The 2,536-nt window shown below is 64.0% G+C and carries 2 protein-coding genes; one reads left to right on the top strand and one right to left on the bottom strand.

The window, feature by feature from the left end:
* The coding region (locus EN879_RS31730) for a DUF2865 domain-containing protein (RefSeq protein ID WP_127274514.1) at positions 1-898 on the top strand (898 nt) is incomplete at its 5' end.
* Here EN879_RS31730 and gltX read toward each other — a convergent pair.
* Complete coding sequence (gene gltX / locus EN879_RS31725; RefSeq protein WP_063167908.1) at positions 816-2,189, bottom strand: glutamate--tRNA ligase; 1,374 nt, start codon at positions 2,187-2,189, stop codon at positions 816-818. The genes EN879_RS31730 and gltX overlap by 83 nt on opposite strands.
* Positions 2,190-2,536 lie beyond the last annotated feature (347 nt).

Raw genomic sequence — 2,536 nt, 5'->3', positions numbered from 1 at the left:
CAATCTCGACGCCTTGCAAAACAAGCGCGAGCGGCTGGCTGGCGGTGGCTCTCGCCGCGATCGCGGACGCATCCTGGCGGCGCTCGACGCCAATGGCTGCCGCGACGACACCGTTGCGCCTCGGCGTGCGCCTTTGCAGGAAGCGAACCGCGACGGCGGCAGCGCAAACCTGTTCGATCAGCTCTTCGGCGGCAACAGCAAGCAGCTCGATATGCTTGATGAACCCAACCAGCCCGACGATCCCAGCGAGGAGCGCAATGTCCGCCGTGTGCTCAACCAGCCCGGCGTACCGGATTTTCCGAGCGTCGGTGGCGAATTCCACACGTCCTGTGTGCGCACCTGCGACGGCTACTTTTTCCCTATGTCGAACTCGGCCTCGGCAGGCGATTTCGAACGCGACCAGAAGAATTGCGAATCGAGCTGCCCCGGCACCGAGATGCAGGTTTTCTATTCGCGCGGCATGGACGACGATTCGGCGTCGATGACGTCATCTGTCACCGGCCGGCCTTACAGCGAATTGCCGACCGCCTATCTCTACAAGCGGCCCGGCGTGTCGCGGCCGCCGGCTTGCGGCTGCAACGCCGCTGCGCAGGGTTTCCAGATCATCGCCGGCAATCCGCCGAATCCGGTGCAATCGCAGCCAGAGACAGACGCGTCATCATTCATTCCAGTCCCGGTTGCAAAACCTGATCCGGGCGCCGATCCCGAAACGCTGGCCAATCTGGAAGGTGGGCTCGACCGCGAGGCGATCAAGCGGCTTTCCGCGAGGCCGGTGACGTCGCCCGTGTCCGCGCTGCCGCCGGAACAGCGCAAGGTCAGGGTCGTCGGGCCAACGTTCCTTCCCGACCCATCAGCGGCAATAGATCTGCAAGCTCCGGCCCCGAAGGCAGTCCGGTAAGGGCTGTCCTGAGTGGCATGAACAACGCCTTGCCCTTGCGGCCGGTCGCTTCCCTGATCTTGCCCGTCCAGTCCTTCCAGATCGTCGCGGTCCAGGGTTCCTCCGGCAGCAGGTCGAACGCCTGTCGGAGAAAGTCGCGGTCGTCATCGGAAAATTGCGGCTTCTCCTGCGGTCCTTCGCGCAGGATGCGCCACCAGTTGACCGCATCGGCCAGCCTGTCGAGATTGCCGCGCACCGCCAGCCAGAACGGTTCGGCCTGCTCGCCGGAGACGCCGAGCACGATGAGACGGTCTTGTGCCTCGGCGAACGGCATGTGGTGCAGCAGCGACCGGTTGAGCACGAACAGCTCGTCCGGATCGAACTTGGCCGCGGATTTCGATGTCGCCGCCGGATCGAAGCGTTCGGCGAGTTCGCCCATCGTCGGCATCGCCGCGACATTCTCCGAAGTGCCTACCAGGACCGCCAATGATGCGACGGCCATCGGCTCGATCCCGTCCTCGCGCAGGCTTTCGATGGAGAGCGCGCCGGTGCGCTTCGACAAGCCCTCGCCCGATGCGGTGGTCAGGAGATTGTGGTGGCCGAACACTGGCGGCGTGGCAGCCAGTGCCTGGAACAGGGCGATCTGCACGCCGGTGTTGGTGACATGGTCGTCGCCGCGGATGACATGGCTGACGCCCATCTCGATGTCGTCGACCACGGAAGGCAGCGTATAGAGATAGGTGCCGTCCTCGCGCACCAGGACCGGATCGGAAAGCGAGGCCAGATCGACGGTTTCCTCACCGCGCACCAAGTCGTTCCAGTGGATTTCAGTGCGTTCCGGCTGTTGTGGATCGCCTGAGAAATTGGGCAGGAGAAAACGCCAGTGCGGCCGGCGGCCATCGGTCTGGTATTCGGCGATCTGTTCGTGCGTCAGGGTCAACGCCTCGCGGCCATAGACCGGCGGCAGACCGCGCGTGCGGCGCACCTTGCGCCTGAGATCCAGCTCCTCCGGCGTTTCGTAGCAGGCATAGAGAACGCCTGCCGCCTTCAGCCTCTCGACCGCCGCGTCATAGACTTCGAAGCGCCGCGACTGGTACTCGGTGGCGTCGGGAAAAATGCCCAACCAATGCAGGTCGTAGAGGATGGCGTCGGAAAACTCCTGCTTCGAGCGCGCAATGTCGGTGTCGTCGAAGCGCTGGATGAAGCGACCCTTGTTGTTCACGGCGAACAGCCAGTTGAACAGAGCCGTGCGCGCATTGCCGATATGGATGCGGCCGGTCGGCGAAGGGGCGAAACGAACGGTAACTGTCATGAGCGGGGCGTACCGGATGCTTTTACGATTGACAAGACGCGCCCCCGCGCTGCCCGGCAGACATAGAACATGGCGGCTGGAATGAAAAGACCGGGCGTTGGACGCCTCAGGAGGCACCCAGTCCGCAGGCGGCCTTTGTAACCGAGCGCTGCCAGCCGCTGGGGCCGACCACCGGTTGAAGGCGATCAGCGGCCGAAATCATCGGAACTGAGGCGGGTCCAGCGGTCGCCCACCAATCCACCGATAAAGATGTCGCCGGAGCGGACCGCTTCCGTGACCTCGGCGATCCGCGAGCGGACCATCGTTCCCCCGGCATAGCGGAAGAAGACATTCTTGTAGCCAAAGAG

Origin of the sequence: Mesorhizobium sp. M7A.F.Ca.AU.002.02.1.1, assembly GCF_003998535.1 — a bacterium.
In the GTDB taxonomy this organism is placed as follows: domain Bacteria; phylum Pseudomonadota; class Alphaproteobacteria; order Rhizobiales; family Rhizobiaceae; genus Mesorhizobium; species Mesorhizobium ciceri.
This window is presented reverse-complemented; position numbering and strand designations above follow the sequence as displayed.

Bases quoted from the DNA above. Each gene is read 5' to 3' on its own strand.
- gltX (WP_063167908.1), bottom strand. From the start codon at position 2,189: ATGACAGTTACCGTTCGTTTCGCCCCTTCGCCGACCGGCCGCATCCAT.